General features: G+C 68.4%; 15 protein-coding genes and 1 pseudogene. 6 read left to right on the top strand and 10 right to left on the bottom strand.

Features of this window, described 5'->3' with window-relative positions:
• The first annotated feature begins 14 nt into the window (after positions 1-14).
• Positions 15-968 carry a demethoxyubiquinone hydroxylase family protein gene (locus ING98_18690; protein MCA3103899.1) on the top strand — a complete coding sequence of 318 codons (954 nt, stop codon included), beginning with the start codon at positions 15-17 and terminating at the stop codon, positions 966-968.
• Positions 969-1007: 39 nt separating this feature from the next.
• Here ING98_18690 and ING98_18685 read toward each other — a convergent pair whose 3' ends face one another.
• Together ING98_18685 and ING98_18680 are read right to left on the bottom strand one after the other, a co-directional pair.
• Positions 1008-1982, bottom strand: a complete 975-nt coding sequence (locus tag ING98_18685; GenBank protein MCA3103898.1) for a magnesium and cobalt transport protein CorA — start codon at positions 1980-1982, stop codon at positions 1008-1010.
• Between the two features lie 4 nt (positions 1983-1986).
• The gene (locus ING98_18680; protein MCA3103897.1) at positions 1987-2310 is read right to left on the bottom strand and encodes a DUF1840 domain-containing protein; all 324 of its coding nucleotides are present in this window, start codon (positions 2308-2310) and stop codon (positions 1987-1989) included.
• 144 nt (positions 2311-2454) lie between these two features.
• On the opposite strand from ING98_18680, the gene ING98_18675 reads away from it, so the two are divergent.
• Positions 2455-3246, top strand: a complete 792-nt coding sequence (locus ING98_18675) for a hypothetical protein (protein MCA3103896.1) — start codon at positions 2455-2457, stop codon at positions 3244-3246.
• A gap of 118 nt (positions 3247-3364) precedes the next feature.
• Here ING98_18675 and ING98_18670 read toward each other — a convergent pair whose 3' ends face one another.
• Positions 3365-4810, bottom strand: a complete 1446-nt coding sequence (locus ING98_18670; protein MCA3103895.1) for an SH3 domain-containing protein — start codon at positions 4808-4810, stop codon at positions 3365-3367.
• Between the two features lie 162 nt (positions 4811-4972).
• On the opposite strand from ING98_18670, the gene ING98_18665 reads away from it, so the two are divergent.
• The gene (locus ING98_18665; GenBank protein ID MCA3103894.1) at positions 4973-5983 is read left to right on the top strand and encodes a tripartite tricarboxylate transporter substrate binding protein; all 1011 of its coding nucleotides are present in this window, start codon (positions 4973-4975) and stop codon (positions 5981-5983) included.
• A gap of 12 nt (positions 5984-5995) precedes the next feature.
• Here the strand turns inward: ING98_18665 and ING98_18660 are convergent, their stop codons facing one another.
• Together ING98_18660 and ING98_18655 are read right to left on the bottom strand one after the other, a co-directional pair.
• Positions 5996-6583, bottom strand: a complete 588-nt coding sequence (locus ING98_18660; protein ID MCA3103893.1) for a cysteine hydrolase — start codon at positions 6581-6583, stop codon at positions 5996-5998.
• 74 nt (positions 6584-6657) lie between these two features.
• Complete coding sequence (locus ING98_18655) at positions 6658-7089, bottom strand: hypothetical protein (protein ID MCA3103892.1); 432 nt, start codon at positions 7087-7089, stop codon at positions 6658-6660.
• A 161-nt stretch (positions 7090-7250) separates the two neighbouring features.
• Between ING98_18655 and ING98_18650 the strand changes: the two genes are divergently transcribed.
• Entirely contained in the window at positions 7251-8231 is a 981-nt protein-coding gene (locus ING98_18650; protein ID MCA3103891.1) for a tripartite tricarboxylate transporter substrate binding protein, read from the top strand.
• Positions 8232-8244: 13 nt separating this feature from the next.
• On the top strand, positions 8245-9915 hold the full coding sequence (locus tag ING98_18645) for a CocE/NonD family hydrolase (protein MCA3103890.1): 1671 nt from the start codon (positions 8245-8247) through the stop codon (positions 9913-9915).
• A 25-nt stretch (positions 9916-9940) separates the two neighbouring features.
• Here the strand turns inward: ING98_18645 and ING98_18640 are convergent.
• A pseudogene (locus ING98_18640) lies at positions 9941-10579 on the bottom strand (TetR/AcrR family transcriptional regulator).
• Positions 10580-10794: 215 nt separating this feature from the next.
• Here ING98_18640 and ING98_18635 point away from each other — a divergent pair.
• The gene (locus ING98_18635) at positions 10795-11598 is read left to right on the top strand and encodes a hypothetical protein (GenBank protein MCA3103889.1); all 804 of its coding nucleotides are present in this window, start codon (positions 10795-10797) and stop codon (positions 11596-11598) included.
• Between the two features lie 25 nt (positions 11599-11623).
• On the opposite strand, the gene ING98_18630 is transcribed toward ING98_18635, so the two are convergent.
• Genes ING98_18630 through ING98_18615 form a run of 4 tightly spaced genes read right to left on the bottom strand, consistent with a single transcriptional unit; the run spans position 11624 to position 15719 of the window.
• Complete coding sequence (locus ING98_18630) at positions 11624-12748, bottom strand: Gfo/Idh/MocA family oxidoreductase (GenBank protein MCA3103888.1); 1125 nt, start codon at positions 12746-12748, stop codon at positions 11624-11626.
• A 10-nt stretch (positions 12749-12758) separates the two neighbouring features.
• Positions 12759-13763, bottom strand: coding sequence for a tripartite tricarboxylate transporter substrate binding protein (locus ING98_18625; protein ID MCA3103887.1), 1005 nt, complete (start codon positions 13761-13763; stop codon positions 12759-12761).
• The gene (locus ING98_18620; GenBank protein ID MCA3103886.1) at positions 13763-14671 is read right to left on the bottom strand and encodes a dienelactone hydrolase family protein; all 909 of its coding nucleotides are present in this window, start codon (positions 14669-14671) and stop codon (positions 13763-13765) included. Before ING98_18620 ends, ING98_18625 begins: the two co-directional genes overlap by 1 nt.
• A 37-nt stretch (positions 14672-14708) precedes the next feature.
• Positions 14709-15719 (bottom strand): tripartite tricarboxylate transporter substrate binding protein, encoded by a 1011-nt coding sequence (locus ING98_18615; protein ID MCA3103885.1) that lies wholly within the window; start codon positions 15717-15719, stop codon positions 14709-14711.
• Between the last annotated feature and the right edge of the window lie 2 nt (positions 15720-15721).

The following is a 15721-nucleotide window of genomic DNA, read 5'->3' as shown; positions in this document are numbered from 1 at the left end:
TGGCCGCGCCGACGATGTCGTCCGGCGCGACGATGTCCGGCAAGGCCTGCGTCTACTACGACGGTGGCTGTCCACTGTGCCGCGCGGAGATCGCCACCTACCAGCGGGCGGAAGGCGGCCAGTCGCTGCAATGGCTCGACGCAGATGGCTGCACACCGGCGGAACTCGGGACCGGGCTGGATCGGCGTGCAGCGCTCGCGCGCCTTCACGTGCGCAGGGCCGATGGCACGCTGGTGCAGGGCGCCGCGGCCTTCGTCGAGATATGGTCGGCGCTGCCGCGCTGGCGCTGGCTGGCGCGGATCGCCCGGCTGCCCGGGGTGCTGCCCTTGCTGGACCTGGGTTATGCAGGCTTCCTGCGCGTGCGCCCGCTGTGGCGCCGGCGTCCTGGCGCGACGGATGCGCGCGCGCTCCGGCTGCTGCGGGAACTGCGCACCGACCATGCGGGCGAGACCGGCGCGGTCATGATCTACCGCGGCATCCTCGCGGTGTCGCGCGATCCGTCGGTGCGCGCGTTCGCGCAGCACCACCTCGAGACCGAGCAACGCCATCTGGCGCAGGTCGAGCAGGTCGTGCCGCCGCGCTGGCGCAGTCGGCTGCTGCCGATCTGGCGCGTGTCCGGCTGGCTGACCGGTGCACTCCCTGCCTGCTTCGGGCCGCGGGCGGTGTTCGCGACGATCGAGGCGGTGGAGACGTTCGTCGATCGCCACTATGCCGTGCAGGTGGCGCTGATCGACGCGCTCCTGCAGCAGCCGCCCGCGCAGGACGCCGCAGGCGCGCGGTCGCCGCATCCATTGCCCGACCTGCCGTTCCTGCGCACGCTCGTGGAGCAATGCCGGCTCGACGAGGTCGTCCATCGCGACGATGCGGCGGCGCGCCGGGATGGCCGGGATGGATGGGTCCTCGCCGCGTGGAAGCAGGTCGTGGGCCGCGGGTCGGAAGCGGCCGTCGCACTCTGCCGGTACGTCTGATCCTCGGGCGCTCGCCGCAGACGGTGTGCGCAGGGTGGATCAGAGCCAGCCAGCGCGCCTGAACCGGCGGTACAGGTACACGCAGGCACCCCCGATCAGCGCGAGCGCGCCGGCGTAGCCGTACTTCCACTGCAGTTCCGGCATGTGCTCGAAGTTCATCCCCCAGATGCCTGCGAACGCCGTGCACACGGCGAAGATCGCAGCCCAGGCGGCCAGGCGCTTGGTCACCTCGGCCTCTTCGATGTTGACCATCGACAGGTTGACCTGGATCGCGGTGCCGATCATGTCGCGGATCGAATCGATCGACGTCTGGATGCGCGAGAGGTGGTCGACCACGTCGCGCAGGTAATCCTGTACGCCGGCGCAGACCTCGGGCACGCGTCCGCCGTGCAGCTTCGCGGCCGCGTCGAGCAACGGGACGACCGCATGCCTGAGTATCATCACCCGCTGCTTGAGCTGGTAGAGGCTGCGGATGCTCGACAGGGCGGCGCCCTTGGTGAAGATGTTGTCCTCGATCGCTTCGATCTCGACCTCGAGCGCGTCCAGGATCGGGAAGTAGCGGTCGACCACCGCGTCCATCAGGGCGTAGAGCACGAAGCCAGGGCCCATGCGCAGCAGCTCCGGCTCGCGTTCACAGCGCTTGCGCACGCCGAGGAACCCGAGCTTGCTGTGGCTGCGCACCGACAGCACGTAGTTCGGGCCGACGAATACGTCCACTTCGCCGACCGAGAGCGCGCGGTCGCCGCCTGCTTCCTGTTCGATCAGGTGCAGCACCACGAACAGGGACTCGCCGTACTCTTCGATCTTCGGACGCTGGTGGCCATTGCGCGCATCCTCCACCGCAAGTTCATGCAGCCCGAACTCGCCCTGCATCTCGTCGAGTTCTTCGGGCGTCGCATCCTGCAGCGCGACCCAGACGAAGCATTCGGGCCGGTTTAGCCAGTCGCTGATCTCCGACACCGGTATGTCGGCGAGCTTGGCACCATTCTCGTAGACGACACAGTTGATCAGCATGCGGCTACACCACGCCCCAGGTGACAGCCTCGCCGGCCGCCCGCGCCTCGCGCAGCAGTTGCAGGAAGGGCAGGGCGCGCTGGCGCAGCGTGACCACCTCCGGCTCCTCGTCGTCGACGTTGCCGGCGGCTGCCGGGCGGGCGGTGCCGGAACCGGGCTGGCCTGGCGCGATGGCCGCCTCGATGGCCGCGATGGCCGACGGCAGGTCTTCGGCCGCGATCGCGCCACGCTCGGAGGGTGTCCTGCCGACCAGGCGCAGGATGTCGTCGCCGTTGGTACGCAGCAAGGTCACGCTGGCGGCTGATCGGGACTTGAAGGTGTAGGCCATGGGGGGCGTGCTCCGGTGCAACCTGAAGGGGCCTGCATCGCGCAGCCCTGCGTCGAGTCTACTTGCCCGGTTGCAACGCCGCCATGTTGCCGTCGTACATATCGCCGTCGTGCGTGGCGGCCGGGCAGCACGTACCATCGCTGCATGTACCGACTGATCGAAAACATCCGCGCCGGCAGGCTTTCGCTCGGCACCATGGCCAAGGGCGGCCCGAACCTGGTGCAGCACGTGGCGAGCGCAGGCCTCGATTTCCTGATCGTCGACATGATGCATTCCAGCGTCGACTGGACAGAGCTTTCGCACGTGGCCTGGAAGTCGCGTGCCGAAGGTCTGTATCCCTTCGTGCGCCTGCCGGCCAACCCGTGGGGTGCCGGTGCAGCCATGCCGGACCGGCGCTTCCCGGTCGATGCCGAGCGGGCGTTCGCGTGCGGCGCCGAAGGGCTGGTCTGGTCGGTGGCTTCGGCCGCCGATGCCCGGATGATGGTGCATATGGCCGGCGACCCGCATGTCGGTGTACCGGTGACCGATGCAGCCCGGCAGGCGCAAGCGACCGAGCAGGCCAGCGGCGTGCGCCTGCTGCTGCCGCTGGTCGAATCGCTCGGCGCGCTCGACGAGATCGAGGACATCCTTGCCATCGATGGTATCTCGGGTGCCTTCATCGGCTGCAGCGACCTCGCCCAGGTGCTCGGTCATCCGCTCGACTACCTGCATCCCGAGGTGCTCGGCGCGATCGAGCGCACCTGCAGTGCGGCGCATGCGCGCGGCAAGGTGGTGCTCGCCAACACCGGCTATGCGTTCCCGTCGATCGATGGCCAGGTCGCGCATGCGCGCGCGCTGGAGGCGGCTGGCGTCGACCTGATCATGCTGCAGACGGTCGAGTTCCACGTCTACGTGATGACCCGATCGATCGCGGACGGGCTGCGCGGGCCGGGCTGAGCCTGTTTCCGGGGGAGCATGGGGAGCAAAGCATGGGGGGTCAGGTCTTGAGCTTTGCATCGTAGATGCAAAACTCAAGACCTGACCCCCCATGCTCGTGACCCCCCATGCTCCTGGTTCATGCCGGCAGCAGCGCCATGGCCTTCTCGTAGGTCTCGACGAAACGGTCCAGGCCGTGCGAGCCGCCGTTGACCAGCCGCCGCGCTTTCGCCAGCTGGTGGGCAGCCATCGCTGCACGGATCGCCGCCTCACGGTTCTTCAGGAACTGGGCGAGGATCAGCCCGGCGATGCCCGGGTCGTTCGCGATCTGCGGCTGGCCGACGAGGTCCACGCCGACCTGCCGGCCGATGCGCTGGTAGTTGTCGCGCCCGGTCAGCTGGATGTAGCCGCGGCCCTTGAAGCGTGCGCCATCGCCAGGCTGGGTGTTGCCGAGGTCGGTCGCCACCTGCGTGCCCGGTTCGTACAGGTCGAATGGCTTGCGGCGCGTGTTGTGGGGGCTGATGCCTTCGTCGATCGGCAGGAAACCTTCGGTCTCCGCACGGATGGTGGCGATGGCCATCGTCACCATCGCTCGGTCGCCGAGGTGCCGCGCGCGCAGCCCCGCGAGGACGAAGGGCAGGTGGGTCGAGATGTTCGACGGCGGCGTGGCGCGCGGGAAGGTCTGCTTGACCAGCGATGGCGTCACCAGCCCTGTCATGTCACCTGGCGCGCCCGGCGTTACCGGTGCGATGGCAGGCGTGACCGGGGCAACCGGGAGGGCCGTTGAGGCAGCCAGCGTCGTGGGCACTGCCGGTGCGTCCAGCGCGCGCAGGAACGGCGCATTCATGAAGCCGTCGGCCTGGCCATCGCCCTCGAGATCGACCAGCGCCCACAGACCCTCCCGTCCGATCACGTTCACCACGGTGCCCGAGGGCAGGGTGCGCTTCTCGGGAAAGTCCTGCGACGGGCCGCTGCGCAGGCGCAGGCCGTCGCGGGCGATCACCACGAAGCGGCTGGATGGGGTCTCCACTGGCACCGTTGCGATGGCCGCGGGGGCCTGCGGAGCCGGTGCGGGCGTTGGCGCGACTGGCGTGGCCTGCTGCCGCAGCGTCTGCGGCACCGGTGCCGTGGCGGTGCCGGCCGGTTCCAGGCCGTCGAACACCGGCGAGCCCGGGCCGCCCGGCTGGCGCAGCACCTGCCGGCGCTGTGTCTTGCCGGCCGCCTGCAGCCCCACATGCACGCAGCGGCCTGCTTCGTAGATCAACTGGTCGAACACGATGCCGCTGTCGCGGATGCGTTTCGCGGCGGAGAGGTCGTCGAGCCCCTCCACATGGAAGTCGGCGGCCAGCCCGAGCGCATGTGCCGAAGTGGGGACGCCACCGACCAGCGCATTGACCTGCGGGTTGCGGTAGCCGCTGGTGACCTGCAGCGGAACCCCGAACAACGCACGGATCTCCTCCAGCAGCGCGGCGGTCCGGCGCAGGTTGCGCAGGTGCGCAGGCGTCGGCTCGTTGGAGATCCGCCTGCGCCGCGCGGTATCGGAAACCGTCAGTTCCTCGAGCGAAAAATTGGGCGTGAGCTGCATTGGATCTCCATGGATACCGACGCTTTCATCCTAGCGATTTCCCGCTGCAACGCAAGTTCGGGCAGACTCCACCCGGGGGCGGCCCGACGTGCGTGCATACGGTGGCGACCGTGGCATCGACCACGGCATCCGCAAGGCAGGGATCCTGCAGGAGGAGTCGGCATGGAACATCCGAACGCATGCTTGCGCGTGCGCGTGCTGCGCGCGTGGACGGGCCTGCTCGTATCCGGCATCGTGCTGGTGGCCTGGTCGTCGGCCGTCCATACGGCCGACGGCTGGCCAAGTCGGCCGGTGCGCCTGATCGTGCCGTTCCCGCCTGGCGGGGCCAACGACATCGTCGCGCGGCTGGTGGCTGGCAGGCTGCAGGAGCGCTGGGGTACGCCGGTCGTGATCGACAACCGCGCCGGTGCCGGCGGCAACATCGGCACTGAACTCGGGGCTCGGGCGAACCCGGACGGCTACACGCTGCTGGTCGGCTCGGGCAGCACGCTGGGCAGCAACGCCAGCCTCTACGCGAAACTGCCGTTCGACGTGCTGAAGGATTTCGCCCCGATCTCGCTGATCGCGGCCGCGCCGTTCGTGCTGGTGGCGCATCCATCGCTGCCCGCGCGCACCCTGCCGGAACTGGTGGCACTGGCGAAGGCCAGCCCCGGCCGCATCACCTACTCGTCTTTCGGCGAAGGCAGTTCGGCGCACCTGGTCGGCGAACTGTTCCAGAGCCTGGCCGGGGTGAAGATGATCCATGTGCCGTACAAGGGCGGCAGTCCGGCGATGACAGCCGTGGTCGGTGGCGAGGTGCAGGCAACGGTGGCGAACCTGTCGGTCGCGCTGCCGTACATTCGCGGCGGCAAGGTGAATGCGATCGGCGTCACGACTGCGCGCCGCGCCGCCGCACTGCCGGAAGCACCGACCATTGCCGAGGCCGGACTGCCCGGCTTCGAGGCCTCCGCCTGGGTCGGGCTGGTTGCGCCCGTCGGCACACGGCCGGCGATGGTGCAGCGCTTCAACGCCGATACCCATGCCGCCGTACAGCACCCGGACACGCAGAAGCAGCTCGAGGTGCGCGGCCTGGAGCCGATGCTCAGCACACCGGCCGAGTTCGCGCGCTACCTGGCGGAAGAGGTGAAGCGCTGGGACGGCGTGGTGCGAAGCGCAGGTATCCGGCGCCTCTGACCGGCGGCGCGCCTACAGCGCGTCGATGAATGCCTGCGATGACATGACGCTGCCGAACAACGGCAGGATCTTCTCGCATTCGATGCGGTGCAGTTCAGGATCCGGGCTGGCGCAGCAGTCCTCCAGTACCTTGACAATGAAGCCTGCGTCGTCGCCATGGCGCGCCGCGCTGTCGACCACCATGTGGGTGTACACGCCGCACAGCGCGAGCGTGGTCACGCCCTGGCGGTGCAGCCAGGTCTCCAGCCCGGTGTTGAAGAACGGATTGACCGCCCGCTTCGTGTAGACGATCTCGTGCGGGAGCGGACGGATGGCGTCGGGGAACTCGAGCCCCCAGCTGCCGATGACGATCGCCTGCTTCTCCTTAAGGTGGGCCAACCGGGCCGAGCGGCTGATCGCGTCGCCATAGTCGGCCCTGAAGCCGACGTTCACGAACGCGACCGGCTGCTGCTTCGCGCGCATCGCCGCGATCACCGCTGCAGTCTTCGCGAGCAGCCCGCGCTGTTCGACCACCTTCGCGAAACCCATCGAGCCGACCTTGCCGGCCGGGTCCACCAGTTCGTTCTGCACGTCGAGCACCAGCAGCGCAGTCCTGTCCATGTCTTCGGTTCCTCCGTATCGAGGTCGGACTGTAGCGCGGCGGCCGCCGCTCCGCTGCAGCGAAGTACAGGGACTCAGCGGCCGCCGCGCCCACCGCGGTCATGGTCGCTACGGTTTCCGCCGTGGCCACCATGTCCACCATGGCCGTATGAACGATCGCCATCGCGATGGCCATGGCCATGACCGGGCGGACGGGGCGCCGGCAGCACGACAACCGGCGCCGGCGTCGGACGAACGATCACTGCAGGCGGCGGCGCTGGGCGAACGATGATGGCAGGCGGCGGCGCCGGGCGGCTGATGTACACCGGCGGGGCAAGCGGACGCGGGTAGTAGCCGGAGCCATAGGTCGAGTAGTAGCCGGAGGAATAGTGGTTGGCCGAGTAGGCTGGAACCCGGTAGCCCGGCGAGTAGACCACGCCGCCATCGGGCACGATCGCGCATCCCGTCATCAGCAGCGGCAGGGCGATACCTGCTGCGCGCAACGCCTTCGATTCCAGGATCTTCATCTCGTCTGCCTCGTCGATGGCGGTGGGGGCACGTATGCAGCAACGTTCCTGACAGGGCGGCGCTGACACCCGGCGCCTGCGTTACACTCGTTTACACGTTCAGGCCGGGCCAACCCGCACCAGTCATTCGACGGGGACCGTACGGACGAGGGAGGAAGTTCATGCATCCTTTGGGTCGCCTGCTGCCTGCGGCAGCACTCTGTGCATCGGTACTGTTGCCGGTGGTCGCACCTGCGCAGCCGTTCCCGTCGAAGCCGGTGCGGCTGGTCACGGGTTCGCAGGCCGGTGGCGGTACCGACATCACCGCGCGCGCGATCCAGCAGGCCGTCGCACCGTTGCTTGGCGTGCCGGTCGTCATCGACAACCGGCCAGGCACCGCCGGGATGGTTGCCAACGACTTCGTCGCGAAGCAGCCGCCAGACGGCCAGACGCTGCTGATCCAGCCCGGATCTTTCGTCACCATCAGCCCGCAGCTCAATGCCTCGCCGCGCTGGGACACGATGAAGCACCTGGCAGCTGTCGTTCAGGTCAGCACCTACGACCTGGTGCTGGTCGCGCATCCTTCGGTGCCTGCGCGCAACGTGAAGGAGCTGATCGCCGTCGCGCGTGCGAAGCCGGGGATGATCTCCTTCGCCTCATCGGGCGTGGGCAGCAATTTCCAGCTGGCCGGCGAACTGCTCAAGCTCGAGGCGAAGGTCGACATGCTGCACGTGGCCTATCGCGGCAGCCCGCCGGCGGTGCTCGACCTGGTCGCCGGGCGCGTGGATACCATGTTCGTGCACGTGCCCACGGTGAAGGGCCATATCGATGCCGGCCGCCTGCGTGCGCTGGCGATGACCGGCACCCGGCGCAGCGCATTGCTGCCCGAGGTGCCGACGATCGCCGAGTCGGGACTGAAGGCCTACGAGATCAGTGGCATCGAAGGCATCTTCGCCCCGATCGGAACGCCGCGCGAGATCGTCGCCCGGCTAAACTCGGTGGTCGGGGGCGCACTGTCCACGCCGGAGATGAAGGCGTCTTGGGCATCGAAGGGCATCGAGTTCGTGCCCAACACGCCCGAGCAGTTCGCTGCGAAGGTGCAGTTCGACTACGACAAGACCGCGGCGCTGATCAAGGCTGCAGACATCAGGCCGGAACGATAGACGGAGAGAGCAGATGGCAGAGAAGCAGGAGATGTCGCAGCCCCGCGACTACCCGATGATCGTCGAGAAAGACGTGAAGATCCCGATGCGCGACGGCACGCTGATCTTCGCCGACGTGTTCCGGCCCGAAGGTGGCGACGAGCGCTTCCCGGTGATCATGAACCTCGGCCCCTACCAGAAGGACAAGGTCTGGATCCCCCCGGACGACTGCGAGGAGGAAGGCAACCCGTACATGAACTGGGAGACGGCCAACCCGCTGTGGTGGTGCCCGCGCGGCTATGCGTTGCTGCGCGTCGACACCCGCGGCACCGGCAAGTCGCCCGGCCGGTCGGACCCCAGTTCGTACCAGGAAGGTCTCGACTCCTACGACTGCGTCGAGTGGGTCGCGAAGCAGCCGTGGTGCAACGGCAACGTGGGCACGCTGGGCATCTCGTACCACGCGGCGTTCCAGTACCGGCTCGCCAACCTGCAGCCGCCGTCGCTCAAGGCGATCATGCCGTGGGAGGGTCGGGCCGACCAGTACCGCGACCAGGCCTACCATGGCGGCATCTTCGCCATGGGCTTCATCTCGCAGTGGGCCAACAGCACCGCGGCACATAACCTGCTGGGGCGCCCGCGCAGCTACAACCCGGATGCGTTCAACAACAACATCCTGTGGGAGTACATGCGCCAGGACCTCGATTCGGACGAATGGAGGAAGAAGAGCGCGCAGTGGGACAAGATCAAGGTGCCGATGTACAGCGTGGGCAACTGGGGCGGCTTCGCGATGCACCTTCGCGGCAATACCGAGGCCTACATGCTCGCCGCCTCGAAGCACAAGAAGCTTCGCATCCATACCGGCAGCCACTTCCATCCGTTCCACGCGCTCGAGGCGCGCATCGATCAGCTGCGCTGGTTCGACCACTGGCTCAAGGGCATCGACACCGGCATCATGGACGAGCCGCCGGTCAAGCTCGAGATCCGCACCGGCGGCAGCACGAAGCCGTACGCGTTCCGCCACGAGGACGAATGGCCGATCGCCCGCACGCAGTGGACGAAGTTCTACCTGAACATCGAGCAGGATGCTCCGTCGAAGGGCAGCAGCAAGGCCGAGGGCTCGCTGGCCACCGAGGCCCCGGCTGTCGAGAAGTCGATCGACTACTCGGCGGGCCCCGGACACTATCGTCCGGTGTCGGGTCGCTCGGGCGTGTCGTTCGAGACGCCGGCAATGGCCGAGGACATGGAAGTCACCGGACCGCTGGTACTGAACCTGTGGGTGGCCAGCACCTCGGAAGACATGGACATCTACGCCACCATCCGCAACATCGGTCCCGATGGCAAGGATGTCGAAGAGGTGGGCCAGCGCGGAGAGCCGGTGCAGTGCGTGACCAAGGGCTGGCTGCGCGTCTCGCACCGCAAGCTCGACGCGGAGAAGTCGCTGCCCTACCGTCCCTACCATGCGCACGACGAGCGCTGGTGGCTCGAGCCAGGGCAGGTGGTGGAATGCCAGGTCGAGATCTGGCCGACCAGCATGGTGTTCCGCAAGGGTCACAAGCTCCGGCTGGACATCACCCCGCGCGATGGCGTGGGTACCGGCCACTTCACGCACTACAACAACGACTACAACGCAGGCGCGACCAACAGCATCCACTCGGGTGGCGAGCGGCCGTCCTGGCTGATGCTGCCGTTGATCCCTGCGAAGTAATCGGGCTGGCGCGGCAGCCGGCGTTTCATCGCCGGCCTGCCTTGCGCCGCGGTGGCGCTTCCGGGTCGACCGGCGCTTCCAGTTCGACCGGCACTTCCAGCGCGGCACCGACCTTGCACATCAGGTAGTGCTTGAAGGCCGCGCCGACGCCGGGTGCGAGCTGCAGGCAGTCCATGGCCTGGGAGCGGGTGATGCTGGCCATCCCGTGCAGGGCTGACCAGATGAACATCGCGTCGAGGTCGGCGCGTGCCTGCATGCCCGGTGCGTCGCCGTGCCGCCGCCTGAGGTTGTTGCGCAGGATGTCGAAGGCATGCACCGCATCGGCCACCAGGCCCGCATGGTGCGCCGGCGCCGGCCACGGTGTGCCGAACATCAACCGGTACTCTAGCGGCTTGGCAGCCGCATACGCGAGGTAGGCCTCGCCCATCGCCGCAAGGTCTTCGCGGTCGTCGGCCGATCGGGGCCGCGCGTCCAGGTGCGATGCGAAGTCGGCGAAGCAGCGGCGCATGATCTCGGCGAGCAGGTGGTCGCGGCTTTCGAAGTGCCGGTAAGGTGCCTGGTGCGAGATGCCCAGCATGCGGGCCACGTCGCGCATGCTCAGGCCCTCGACGCCGCGCTCGGCGATCACCTCGCGCGCGGCCTGTACGCAGGCTTCGCGCAGGTCCGTTGGCGGTGCGGTGAGCCGTGCCTTCGCCCGGGACTTCGCGGCTGCCCTCACCACGCCCTCACCACGCCCACGGCGCGTAACGCGCGAGGAACGGTGCGGGCGTGCGGGACGGCATCGGCGAGGGAGGAGCGGCCATGGCAGAGTAGCTGGTGTTGACAGTGTCTACAAAGATAGGGAATCATGTAGACACTGTCAACAAAAGAGGTCGGCCGATGGCTGGAACGTTCGTCGAACCGGCGCCGTCGCCGGGCAGCCCGGTACTGCGCATGTTCGGCCGGTTGTACTTCGACCAGCGGCCGCTGGTGCTGTTCGCGCTGGCGATGCTGCTGCTGGCGATCCCGGCGCTGGCCGCGCTCGCGCTCGATCCGCGCACCGTATACGGCGTCGCGAACTGGGCCAAGCCGCTCAAGTTCATGGCTTCGGGCGCGCTGTTCGCCCTGACCATGGCGTGGATCGTCGGGCTGCTGCCGCAGGCGCAGCGGCAGTCGCGCACGATCCGCACGCTCGCCTGGGTGGTCATCGGCACCATGTCGTTCGAGGTCGGCTACATCTCGCTGCAGGCGGCGCTCGGGGTACCGTCGCACTACAACACGGCCGATCCCTTCCATGCCGCGATGTTCGGGCTGATGGGGCTGGCCGCAGTGCTGCTGGTGGCCACGCAGCCGGTGCTGGCCTGGCAACTGCGGCGTGCGCTGCCGCCGACGGTACTGGTGCGCGCGGTCGTCGCCGGGCTGTGGCTCACTTTCCTGTTGTCGGTGGCAAGCGGCTTCCTGCTCGGCGGGCTGCGGCCGCCGCCGGGCAGCGGGATGCCGGTGGCCGGCTGGCACCTCGGCGGGCCCGACCTGCGGCCCGCCCACTTCCTTGCCGTGCATGCACAGCAGCTGCTGCCGCTGGCAGGCCTGGCGCTGCAGCAGCTGCGTCCGGGGCTCGGCCGCACGCTGTTGCCGCCGCTGGTGGTTGCCTATGTGCTGGCGTGGGCAGGCCTGGTGTTCGCCGGGCTGCCGCGCGCCGGCTGAGGCCGACGCGGGACCGGGAGCGCGCTCAGGCCTGCGCGTGCTCGTCGCCGGGGCCGATCGGCAGTTCGACCGGCCGCCGCAGCCGGGCGGACAGGTCGTATGCCTTGGCGAGCATCAGCCGGTCGTGGCCCTCTGCCGCGGTCGCGTGGATCGTGTGCGCGCCGACCGACAGCCGTTCGAGCCAGGCCTGGGTCTCGTCGTGCAGCGGGCCGCGCAACGCGCCGAGTGCCATGTCGCCGGCAGGCGTGCTGCCGATGAAGTCGACGCGCCGGCTGGCGTCCGACAGGTAGGCCCCGTCCTGCGGAGCCTCGGTGGCCATCACGAAGTCGCGGTGGGTGTCGTCGATGGTCATCACGCCGGTGGTGCCGACCACGCCGACCTCCAGCCCGTAGACCGCGCCCGGCCAGGACACCGGCAGCGCCCAGTTGACCATGCTCTGGTAGATCGTGCCGTCGTCGAACACCATGGTGCCGGCGGTGGCGTCGATGCCGCCGCAGGCAGGGCCGAGCGTCTTCGCGATCGAGCGCGCGTCGACCTCGACCGGGGTGCGGCCTTCCATCATCCACATCACGATGTCCAGCGCATGCGTACCCGAGATCACCATCGGTGAGTTGGGTACCGGGTCGGGTTCGCGCCGGTAGGCGTTGAGCGCGACCATGCGATTGAGGAAGGCGCGGGTGGAGACGGTGGTGATGTCGCCGAGCTCGCCGCGCGCGACCTTGTCTTTCGCCACCATCCAGCGCCGCCGGAAGCGCTGGGTGTAGCCGATCAGCGCATCGACACCCGACTGGCGGATGGCTTCCAGCACGCGCTCGGATTGCGCGAGATCGTTGGCGATCGGCTTCTCGATCAGCAGAGACACCTTGTTCGGATTGTCGAGCGCAGCCAGCGTCGGCTCGGCGTGCAGGTGTCCGACGGTGGAGATCAGGGCCGCCGTCACCTCCGGCCGCAGCAGCAGCTCGCGGTAGTCGTTGGTGACGAAATCGGCGCCGAGCTTCGCGGCGACATGGCTTGCGCGCTCTGGGTCGATCTCCGCGATGCCGATCCAGTCGACCTGGGGAAAGCGTGCGGCGATCTCGCCGCGCATCAGCCCGACCCGGCCCGCGCCGACGATGGCGAGTCCGATCCGCTTCGGCTGGACGGTACGCATCCGGGGCCTTTCAGTCGGGCTTCATGCCGGACTGCTTGACCAGCCGGGCGTAGAGCGCGAGTTCGCTCTTCAGGAATGCGGTGAACTCATCCGGCGTGCTGGGCGTGGCATCGGCACCCTGCGACAGCAGCCAGGCGACGAACTCGGGCTGCCTCAGGATCTTCACCGTCTCGGCATTGAGCCGCTGCACGATCGGCGCCGGGGTACCGGCCGGCACCATCAGGCCGTGCCAGGTGATCGCCTCGAACCCGGGAAAGCCGGACTCGGCGATGGTCGGCATCTCGGGGATGGCGGCAGAGCGTTTTGCACTGGTGACTGCGAGCGGGCGCAGGCGGCCACCCTTGATGAAGTTGAGACTGGACCCGAGGCTGGCGAACATCAGCTGGGTCTCGCCGCCGATCAGCGCGGACAGGGCCGGCGCGCTGCCCTTGTACGGCACGTGCACCATCTTCAACCCAGCGGCATCGCTGAACATCACGCCGGCGAGCTGCGCCGGGGTGCCGGTGCCGGACGAGCCGTAGTTCAGCTGCCCGGGGCGGGCCTTGCCGAGCGCGATCAGGTCCTTCAGCGACTTCACCGGCATCGACGGGTGCACGACCAGGATGTTCGGGAACGCACTGAGCCGGGTGACCGGCGCGAAATCCTTCAACGTGTCGTACGGCAGCTTCGGGTGCAGGTTCGGGTTGATCGCGTTGGTGGTGTTCGAACCCATGAACAGCGTGTAGCCGTCAGGCGCGGAGCGGGCAGCCGCTTCCGCACCGACGATGGTTCCGGCGCCCGGCCGGTTCTCGACCACTACCGAAAGGCCCGACTGCTCGCTCAGCTTCTGCGCCACCGCGCGCGCGACCAGGTCTGCGCCGCCGCCGGGCGGGAATGGCACGATGTAGCGCAGGGGTTTCGACGGCCAGGACTGGGCTGCTGCGCCCGGCGGTGCCATCAGCAGCGGCGACAGCAGCACGGGCAGGGACAGAAGCGCCGCCGGAACGGAGGCGGCGGGCACGTGCTTCGGACGCATCAGGCGAGGTTCTTCCGGAAGAAGGCGACCGTTCGATCCCAGGACAGCTTCGCGGCCACCTCGTTGTAGCGTGGCGTCGAGTTGTTGTGGAAGCCGTGCTGCGTTCCGGGATACACATGCGATTCGAACCGGACGCCGGCGGATTTCTTTGCCTCTTCGAAGGCCGCCTTCAGGCGATTGATGCCGTCGTCGTTCTCGGCGTAGTGCACCAGCAGCGGGGCGCGCATCTTCGGTACCGCGGCGGTCTCGGCGGCCGCGCCGTAGTAGGGCACGCCGGCCTGCAGTGCGTCGCCCAGCTGCGTGGCGAGCCAGTTGGTCGTGCCGCCGCCCCAGCAGAAGCCGGTGACGCCCAGCTTGCCGTTCGACAGCGCATGTGCCTTCAGGAAGGTGGCGCTGTTGAGCATGTCGGTGCGCAGCTTCGGCTGGTCGAGCTTGGACTGCAGCATCCGCCCGTCGTCGTCATTGCCCGGGTAGCCGCCTGCCGGGAACAGCCCGTCGGGTGCCAGCGCCAGGAAGCCGTCGACTGCCGCGCGGCGCGCGACGTCCTCGATGTACGGATTCAGCCCGCGGTTCTCGTGGATCACCAGCACCGCCGGGAAGGGGCCCTTGCCGGCCGGTTGCACCAGGTAGCCGCGCATCTGCCCGGAGTTTCCGCCGGGCGACGGATAGTTCACGTATTGCGCGCGAATGCGCGAATCGGTGAACGAGATCGTCTGCGCCGCAGCGTAGCGCGGCATCAACGCCTGCGCCATCGCCAGCCCGCCTGCGGTGACCGCCGCCGCGCGCAGAAGGAACTCGCGCCGGTCCATCCGGCCATGGCAGTACTCGTCGTACAGGTCGAACACCCGCTGGTCGATCTCGATCTGGGTGAGTCCGCGGGGCTGCTCGAGCAGGGTGCTGTCGGTCATATGCATTCCTCGGAGTTGGTCGGGTAAGGCTGAACCGTCATTCTGCCTTGGCCTTCGATTCCCGGATCACCCTGGCCCAGCGGGCAATCTCGGCGGCAAGGTACTTTGCGAAGAACTCCGGCGGCTCGGCGATCGGGTCTGCGCCCATCTGTGCCAGACGGTCGCGCACATCGGGCTTCTGCACTGCCTTCACCGCGACGTCGTTGAGCAGGGTGACCACGTCTCGCGGCGTGCCGGCCGGAGCCAGCAGGCCGTACCAGGTCTCGGTGATGAATCCCGGTATGCCGCCTTCGACCATCGTCGGCAGGTTCGGCAGCAGCGGCGAACGCCTTGCGCTGGTGATGCCCAGGGCACGGATTCGCCCTGGCGCCATCAGCGGCTGCGCCGAGGGAATGTTGTTGAACGCGAAGTCGACTTCGCCGCTCGCCAGCCCGGCGAGCGACGGCGCGCTGCCTTTGTACGGGATGTGCGTCATGTCGACGCCGATCATCACCTTGAGCATCTCGCCGGACAGGTGCTGCGAGCTGCCGACGCCGGAGGACGAATAGTTGAGCCTGCCCGGGTTCTTGCGCGCGACCGAGATGAATTCCTTCACCGACTTCGCCGGGAACGATGGATGCACCAGCAGCAGGTTCGGGCTGGTCGCGAACACCGCGATCGGCGCGAAGTCCTTGACCGGGTCGTAGCTGATCTTCGTGTACAGGCTGACGTTGATACCGTGCGCGGCGGAGCTCATGAACAGCGTGTAGCCGTCGGCTGGCTGTCGTGCGACGAATTCGGCCGCGACGTTCTGTGCCGCGCCGGGCCGGTTCTCGACCACCACAGGCTGGGCCAGTGCGGTCGAGATCTCCTGGGCGATCAGCCGGCCCATGATGTCGGTGCCGCCGCCGGGTGCATAGCCGACGATCATGCGGATCGGCTTGGCCGGAAACTTCTGTGCATGGACCTGCGATGCGCCGCAGGCCAGCGCAGCGGCGCCCGCGAGGAGCGCCGCGCACCGTCGGCGGCCACTGCGGTCGTGGGGGTGATGCGTGGGCAGGGCGTCCATCG

This window comes from Rhodocyclaceae bacterium (assembly GCA_020248265.1).
In the GTDB taxonomy this organism is placed as follows: Bacteria; Pseudomonadota; Gammaproteobacteria; order Burkholderiales; family CAIKXV01; genus CAIKXV01.
The sequence above is the reverse complement of the archived record's forward strand: the minus strand, read 5'-3'. Positions and strand labels throughout refer to the sequence as shown.